The 7,179-nt window shown below is 64.1% G+C and carries 8 protein-coding genes; 3 read left to right on the top strand and 5 right to left on the bottom strand.

The genetic code is table 11. The features are described from left to right. Nucleotides 1-480: 480 nt before the first annotated feature. Together KDH09_06490 and KDH09_06485 are read right to left on the bottom strand one after the other, a co-directional pair. Entirely contained in the window at nt 481-927 is a 447-nt protein-coding gene (locus KDH09_06490) for an SRPBCC family protein (protein ID MCB0219328.1), read from the bottom strand. Nucleotides 928-1,150: 223 nt separating this feature from the next. Continuing rightward, the gene (locus tag KDH09_06485; protein ID MCB0219327.1) at nt 1,151-1,798 is read right to left on the bottom strand and encodes a TetR/AcrR family transcriptional regulator; all 648 of its coding nucleotides are present in this window, start codon (nt 1,796-1,798) and stop codon (nt 1,151-1,153) included. Nucleotides 1,799-1,875: 77 nt separating this feature from the next. On the opposite strand from KDH09_06485, the gene KDH09_06480 reads away from it, so the two are divergent. Beyond that, a complete protein-coding gene (locus KDH09_06480) occupies nt 1,876-2,634 on the top strand; it encodes a hypothetical protein (GenBank protein MCB0219326.1) in 759 nt (252 codons plus the stop codon). Here KDH09_06480 and KDH09_06475 read toward each other — a convergent pair whose 3' ends face one another. Then, on the bottom strand, nt 2,635-3,582 hold the full coding sequence (locus tag KDH09_06475; GenBank protein ID MCB0219325.1) for a fatty acid desaturase: 948 nt from the start codon (nt 3,580-3,582) through the stop codon (nt 2,635-2,637). Then, nucleotides 3,582-4,304, bottom strand: a complete 723-nt coding sequence (locus tag KDH09_06470; protein ID MCB0219324.1) for a TetR/AcrR family transcriptional regulator — start codon at nt 4,302-4,304, stop codon at nt 3,582-3,584. The genes KDH09_06475 and KDH09_06470 overlap by 1 nt, the downstream gene beginning before the upstream one ends. A 289-nt stretch (nt 4,305-4,593) precedes the next feature. Here KDH09_06470 and KDH09_06465 point away from each other — a divergent pair, with 289 nt between their 5' ends. Both KDH09_06465 and KDH09_06460 read left to right on the top strand, forming a co-directional pair. Continuing rightward, a complete protein-coding gene (locus KDH09_06465) occupies nt 4,594-5,370 on the top strand; it encodes an SDR family oxidoreductase (GenBank protein ID MCB0219323.1) in 777 nt (258 codons plus the stop codon). A 152-nt stretch (nt 5,371-5,522) separates the two neighbouring features. Further along, nucleotides 5,523-6,071, top strand: a complete 549-nt coding sequence (locus KDH09_06460; GenBank protein MCB0219322.1) for a redoxin domain-containing protein — start codon at nt 5,523-5,525, stop codon at nt 6,069-6,071. 75 nt (nt 6,072-6,146) lie between these two features. Here KDH09_06460 and KDH09_06455 read toward each other — a convergent pair. Then, nucleotides 6,147-7,179 (bottom strand): hypothetical protein (locus tag KDH09_06455; GenBank protein MCB0219321.1); only part of this gene is annotated, 1,033 nt, incomplete at its 5' end.

The raw sequence follows: 7,179 nt of genomic DNA, 5'->3' as shown, positions 1-7,179 counted from the left end.
GCGCTAAGCGCCCCATCACTCACCCCCATCATCCCGCCCAGGATGATCGGGTGCTCGATACCGAGAGTTTCACAGAGTCTGGTTTTGAGGCTCATGGTTGGTTTCCTTATCGGGGTCGTCGGGTGCGTATTTGGGAAGGCCGCAGTGAAGGCAGTTTTCCGTATCTAGCTTCGCTTTAGCCAAACCAAGCTTTATTGGTATTTGAAAATACTTCCTTCCACACTTCGGACAGACCCATTTGTATTGAGAGAAAACCCCGTAAGTCGCCAGAACAATTGCCGGTAGCCCTGCAATGCTTGACGCCAAGAGGATCGTGAGTGCATAGCCAGACGTCTTCCCATCTAGGAAGTAACTGACAAGGCCAAACAGCAGCATCAGGCTTGCGCCAACAGTTGCCACAGCCGTTCGCTGCCGGAGAGTGCGCCACGCTTCGTAGTACGCATCCCCCGGTTTCAGATCCTGATACCGATACCCCACGACCTACCCCCCGAATGCCCGCACGAAGTCGTCGGCCCAGTCGCGGTTGAACTTGTGGACGAGCGGCTGCATGGGCCAGGTGAGAAGCGCCAGCGGGCCCTCTGCGATTTCGCGGTGGCGGATGCGGCAGCGGGTTTCGCCGGCGGGCTCGAAGTCGAAGCGGTGTTCGATGGAGCCGCGCAGGCTTCCCGGGCGCCCCAGGCCCCAGCCCAGCACGCGATCTTTTTCGTAGTGAAAGACGTGCATCTTCAGCGGCGCGGGCGCGAAGTCGGGTCTGAATTCGATGGCGTGGCCAACCTGCCACTCGCCCGAATCGACGTCGCGGGCCTTCGGGATGCGGCGGATCCACTGCGGCCAGCGCGCGATGTCTTCGAGAAACGCAAAGGCCTGCCCCGGCGTGGCCGCCACTTCGTTGGTGTAATCGATGTAGACAAAGCGCGGACTGGCCATGGCGCCTTCCCTGCCCGGTAACTGGGATGCCCCTTTGAGGGTAATGGGTGCGTGCTGCGCTGTCACGCTTCCCGTTCGTCCTGAGTGCGGCCCGAAGGGTCGCGTATCGAAGGGCAAACGGGCCACATGCTTTTCTCGAAACGGCGCGGCCCTCCTGCCCTTCGATACGCTTCGCTGCGCGAAGCGACTCAGGACGAACGGGACGGGGTGGTGCGGCGGCCCGCTACTCCTCCACCTCCAGATACCGCAGCACCAGGCTGGTCAGCTCGCGGGTGATCTCGCCCGGTTTCATCGGCGGCTCGGGCCCGGTGGCCAGGCGGATGAAGAAGCCGAAGATCGTGTTGGTGAGGATGTAGAGCTTGCGCTCGAAGTCCTTCGATTCGGCGGTCTCTGGATCGAGCCAGGAGAGCGCGCGGGCGATCTCGGCGATGCCGCCCTGGAGTTGCTGCAGGGCGGGCAGTTCCAGCGCGCCGGGAATGCGCGAGAGGAGCGCGCGCATTTCACCGCGGTAGCGCGAGACTGCGTGGACCGCCACGGCGATGAGGTTGCCCACGGCCTCGGAGGGCGACTTGCCCATCTGCGCGGGGGAGACGCGGGCGACGGCTTCGATGACCTGCTCGACGGTGTTTTCGAGAAAGGCCGAGAAGATCGCCTCGCGGTTGGGAAAGTATTCATAGAGCGTCCCCACCGGCACGCCGGCTGCTTTGGCGATGGCGCTGGTGGTCGCGCCCTCGTAACCCTCGGCGGCGAGCACCCGGCCGCAGGCAGCGAGGATCGCATCTACTTTCTTGCGGGCGCGCTCCTGCGTGGGGGCGCGGCGGGGCGGCTCGGGGCCTTTTGCCGCCGGTTTTGCTGCAGCTTTCGCGCTCATTGACACCTTCCAGAGAGAAGAATAGCATGGCCTCAAGAAATCCGAAATATTTTCGGATTTATTCCAGAGAGGTTCCGATGAGCAATTCGCGCCAGTTCGAGCGTCAATACCTGCGGGGCCTACGGGCGGCGGGCCGCTGGGTGAGCAACCCTGCCAGCGAGCGCGGCGTGACCCACGCTTTCGAGGCCGTCTTTTGTTTGGCCGGTCCCATGATCGAGCGCGAGTTTTCTCAGTTCGCCGCCCACCCGGTTGGAGCGCGCCTGCTGAAGGAGCGCCCCGACCTGCTCGACTTCATCGCCGATGCCGGGCGCATGGCCGCCATGCCGGCAGGCAGCTTCGGCCGCGCCTACTACGACTTCATGAACCGCCCGAACGTCGCGGATGCGCGGGCCTTCGCAAAGCTCGCGGGGATCGAAAAGACCTGCGCGCGCCTCGGCTGGGACGGGGATGTCGCGTGGTTCATGGAGCGCATGAGCCACTCCCACGATCTTTTCCACGTGCTCTCGGGATACGGCAGCGACATCGCCGGCGAAGGCGCGGTGATCTGGTTTACCTACGGGCAGTATCCGCTGCCGGTGCTATGGGGAATTCTTGGAATCCTGGGTGGAATGCGCCCGCGCGTGGGCTGGCGCCGCTGGCACCGCTACCTGCGACAGGCCTACCGGCGCGGGGCTGAGTGCAGTCCGCTCTCCTGCGCCGACTATGAGCGGCTCTTCGCGCTCCCCATCGAGGAAGTGCGCCGCCAGCTCGGCATCACGCCCATTGAGCAGGCGCATCCGCGCGAGGGACTCATCGTCGACTACATGGGCGTGCCGCAGGCCGCGGGGCTCAAGTAGTTACGCCGCCGCAGCGCTTTCCGGGGTTCCGAATATCTTGCTGATCGCCTCGGCAAAGCCCCACTGTTCCACCTTCACGCCCTTGCCCTCGATGCCCGCGCGGATCTCGTTGAAGACTCTCTTGTAGCGATAAAACGGAATGCGCGGGTAGAGGTGGTGAATGATGTGGACGTCCTGGCCCAGCAGCAACCAGCCGCTGCCGGGAAAGAGCGTGGCGCGGGTATCGACGTAGCGCCCGCGCGCCTGGTGCGGGTGATGGGGAAGCCAGTCGAAGACGGTTGCGAGAAGGATGAAGGCGCAGATGCTCGAGAGGCTCCACATGAGCGCGACCCGGCGAATGGGTCCCACCGGGAAGGGCGCGAAGGCGATCGCCAGCGGCAGTAGCTCGAACAGATAGCCCAGACGCAGATTGCGCGCGGCGCCGGGGCGGCCGGCGTCGGCATGTTCCTTCATTGTCCTGAAGTAGTGCAGCGGCACCGAGGCGATGCCCTTGAAGGCGGCGCGGAAGCTTGGGCCCCTCGCCGAGAAATCGGGGTCTTTCTCGGGGTTGTTGGTGAACGAGTGATGCTGGAGATGGATCTCCCGGAATGCCGGGAAAGGTACCAGCAGCATGATCCCCGTCGCCCAGCCCACGGCGGTTTCCAGCCACCGCCAGCGTTTGTGCCTGCCTGCGATGTTCCCGTGGGAGGCCTCATGCAATGGCGTGAACGCCCAGTAGATCAGAATCGTGTTGAAGAACACGCCCACGGCGATGGGGAGCAGCCCCAGCAGTACCATCAGCGTAATGGCGATGAACGCGAGGATCACGAAGAGTGCCAGGATCAGCGTCGCCCATGCCAGCTCGCCCGAGTTTTCCTGCGCGATCTGCTTTTCGCTGGGGCCTTCGCTCGCGGCTTCGGCCTGTGCTTCGATTACTACTTCGGGTTCGACCTGCTGCGCTTCCATCATCACTTCTCTCCCGCGGCAAGCGCCGCCTCTTTTTCAGTCTTCGCGCTCGTTGCGCAGGCGCCCTGCAGGGCCCAGCGCGCAATCGTCTGCACCCGCTGGAGCTCGGAAAGGAGCTGCGGGCGCGTGGCCTCCTCGGCCACGCCGAGCAAGGCGCTGTAGAGCCCGTAGAGCGCGAGCGCGCGAAAGCCCGCGTCGTCGATGATCCCGCCCGCCCAGGCCTGCATGGCCTGCGCCCAGCTCAAAAAGATCTGCCAGCCCAGCATCGTCGCGTCCATGTCCGTGCGCAGCAGTCCCTCGCGCATGGCGGCCTCGATGGCCACGCGCTGCATGGCGGCCGCACGCTCGCCGAGCGAGAAAGCGTCTCCCCCCACGCTCGTGCCCTCGCGGTAGAGGGCCAGCAGCACCGGCCGGTAGGTGGCCGGGTCGGCGATGAAATGCTCGGCGCTCACCAGGATGACCGCGCGGGCGCGCGCGATGGGGTCGCTGAGCGGGGTCGTCGCCTCCAGCAGGGCGTCCATCTCGTCCATGCCGGCGCTGACCAGCGCCCGGAGGATTTCCTCGCGGCTGCCGATGATGTTGTAGAGGGTGCGCACACTCAGCCGGGCCTCGGCCGCGAGCTTTCGCATGGAAAGACCGTCGAGCCCCTCGGCCGTGATGATCTGCCGCGCAGCCAGCAGGATGCGTTTCTTTCGCTCGGCTGTGTTTTGGGCGCGCAGGTCCATCGGATCTCCCACGGAAATAAATTTAACACACTGTGCTACTTTTTGGCCAGAGGAAAGAATGCGACCGTAACTGCCTGATATTATTTGGTTAATTTTGCGTCTGGCGCCATTTCAGTGCATCTCAACGTGCACGTGCTCGTGCAGGTGCACGTGCACGTTGAGAACCGGCGGGGGGCTCGAGGTACGAGGGAAAAGCAAGGCGCACCCCGCAGGCAGGCCGTCCTCCAGCGGAACGACTGGCCCCTCCCCGCCCCGTGGTTTAAACAACCTGCCCGGAGGAGTCGGAGCAATGAACAACAAGACCATCTTCATCACCGGCGCGGCGGCCGGCATCGGCCGCGCGGCGGCACTCAAGTTTGCCCAAAGCGGCTGGTTCGTGGGGGCCTACGACCTCGACACCGAAGGGCTGGCCTCCCTGGAGCGTGAGATCGGCAAGGAGCGCTGCTGCCGCAAGAAGCTCGACGTTACGAAGCCCGCCCAGATCGAGGCGGCGCTGGCCCAGTTTGAGGGGCGCACCGGCGGCAGGATGGACGTCCTGTTCAACAACGCCGGCGTCCTCTTCACCGGTCCTTTCGAGGAAGTCCCGGCGGCGCAGAACAAGCTGCTCGTCGATGTGAACGTGGGCGGCGTCCTCGAATGCTCGCGCCAGGCCTTCCCCATGCTCAAGGCCACCCCCGGCGCGCGCATGATCAGCATGTGCAGTGCCTCGGCCCTCTACGGGATTCCCGATTTCGCCGTCTACTCGGCCACCAAGCACGCGGTGCGCGCCATCACCGAGGCCCTGGAGATCGAGTGGGCGCGCCACGACATCACCGTCATGGACATCATGCCGCCGTTTGTGAAGACCGGCATGGTCGCCAATACCCGCCCCGTGCCCATCATCGACAACCTGGGCGTGAAGCTCACCGCCCACGACGTGGTCGAGGTGCTCTACCGCGCCGCCACCAGCGACAAGCCCCAGACCCACTGGCCGGTCAGCCGCGAGTTCACCGTTCTCAAGAACGTCTCGGACGTGCTGCCCTCCACCCTGCTGAGGCGCGTGATGAAGCGCATGTCGGGGTATTGAGCTGTTCAAATCGGGCCATGAGGTGTCATTCTGAGCGCAGCGAAGAATCGCGCAGTCGAAGGTTCGCGCCGATCCCAACCGATCCTTCGCAGAGCCTGTCCTGAGCAGAGTCGAAGGGCTCAGGATGACACCTTTCCGGTTGCTCTGAATTTATGGAACTCGATCAGCAATCCCCCACTACCCGCCAGCGCATCCACCGGTTTCTCGACCGGTGGGACTGGGTGATCTTCGCCGCGCTGGTGGCGGGCTTCTGGTTCTACAACCAGGGGCGCGTTGCACCTGCGGTCGAAGAGGGCGATGTGGCCCCGGCCTTCGCCCTGACCAGCCTTGAGGGCACGAAGCACTCCCTCGACGATTACCGCGGCCGCGCGGTGGCGCTGACCTTCTGGGCGAGCTGGTGCGGGGTGTGCAAGATGGAGCTGCCGTCGCTGAGCGAGCTCTCGACCGAGGTAGACCCGGCAAAGGCCGTCGTCGTTTCCGTCGCGGTCAGCTCGGCGCTCGATGAGATCCGCGCCTTCACCGCCGAGAAGAAGCTCAACTTCCCCGTGCTGATCGGGCCGCAGGAGGTCTCGGATGCCTACGGCGTGCGGGCCCTGCCCACCACCGTCATCATCGGCCCCGACGGCACCGTGCGCGAGACATTCACCGGCTATACCATCGCCGGAAGCGTGGGCCGGGCGCTCCGGGCGGCGATGCCCTAGCCTTTCAAGAATTGCAATAAGAAAACGGCCCCGCATTGCGGGGCCGTTCCATGTGGATCGTTACATTCCGAGCGACTACGGCGCCGGCGTCACGCATGTGCCGGGCATCGAAGCGGTGAATGTGGTTGCAGTGCTCGAGGCCGCCGTTCCGGTATTGGCGCCGGTTACGTGCGCGTTGACCTGCGCTGTCATCGTGCCGTCGCCCAAGAAGCCATCAAGGGTAAACGTGCCGGCAGCCTGCTCCAGGAAATAGCCGTCGAACCCGGCGCCGCCGCCGCTGTTGTTGGAGCCCGGATTCGAGATATTCAGGCACAGCGAGGACATCGCATTGTTGGCGCGGACATAGACTCCGTCGAAAGCCGTGCTGGTGAAGCTGCTGTTCGAGATCCGCAGATCCATGCTCACCATATTGGTCGAGAAGGCGGGCGCATAGAGGCCCTCGAACTGGGTATTGCTCGTCAGAACGTTGTGCACCGTGGCCGAGGTATCGCCCGTGCTCGACTGCACAACGACGCCGTAATCGGAGCTGTTCGTGCCCGTGATCGTAACGTTCTTGACCAGCACGGAAGTCGAGTCACGCACTTCCACACCGGTCATGGTCGTGCCGTTGATGGTGCCGCCGTTCAGGCTGACCAACCCGGTCGTATGCCCTGAAACGAACATGCCGTACGTGGCATCGTCCAGGTCTACCGTGGTAAACGTCACATTGGCGCTGGACGAGGACACATCGATTGCTGCATCGGTAACGGTCATGGCACCCGAAGGGTTGGGAATCGTCAGCGAAGCCACGTCCACCGTGCCGCCGGTAACCGCCCCCATCGCGAGGCCCTCGGCGCCGCGATTCAGGACACTGACGGTGCCGAAGTTGATATCGCGCGTTCCGGCAGCCGCAGCATGGTAGTAAATCGAGATATCCGACGCTCCATCGATTGTCGTCACTCCCGTGAAGGTCGCCGTGCCGGTGTTACCGGTGATTTCGATGCCCAACTGCCCTGGATCGAGGATGTCCGTCGTGCCGGAGACCGTGAACGTGCCGGTGTAACCGTTGAGAACCACGCCGTCGGCGGCCGCCATATTCATGTCGATGTCGAGCACGCCGATGGTCACG

Source organism: Chrysiogenia bacterium, from assembly GCA_020434085.1.
Lineage (GTDB): Bacteria > JAGRBM01 > JAGRBM01 > JAGRBM01 > JAGRBM01 > JAGRBM01.
The sequence above is the reverse complement of the archived record's forward strand: the minus strand, read 5'-3'. Positions and strand labels throughout refer to the sequence as shown.

What these genes read in the sequence shown, in the direction of transcription:
- KDH09_06460 (MCB0219322.1), top strand. Translation starts at nt 5,523, where the DNA reads ATGGAACTCGATCAGCAATCCCCCACTACCCGCCAGCGCATCCACCGG.
- KDH09_06475 (MCB0219325.1), bottom strand. Translation starts at nt 3,582, where the DNA reads ATGATGGAAGCGCAGCAGGTCGAACCCGAAGTAGTAATCGAAGCACAG.
- KDH09_06480 (MCB0219326.1), top strand. Translation starts at nt 1,876, where the DNA reads ATGAGCAATTCGCGCCAGTTCGAGCGTCAATACCTGCGGGGCCTACGG.
- KDH09_06470 (MCB0219324.1), bottom strand. Translation starts at nt 4,304, where the DNA reads ATGGACCTGCGCGCCCAAAACACAGCCGAGCGAAAGAAACGCATCCTG.
- KDH09_06490 (MCB0219328.1), bottom strand. Translation starts at nt 927, where the DNA reads ATGGCCAGTCCGCGCTTTGTCTACATCGATTACACCAACGAAGTGGCG.
- KDH09_06485 (MCB0219327.1), bottom strand. Translation starts at nt 1,798, where the DNA reads ATGAGCGCGAAAGCTGCAGCAAAACCGGCGGCAAAAGGCCCCGAGCCG.
- KDH09_06465 (MCB0219323.1), top strand. Translation starts at nt 4,594, where the DNA reads ATGAACAACAAGACCATCTTCATCACCGGCGCGGCGGCCGGCATCGGC.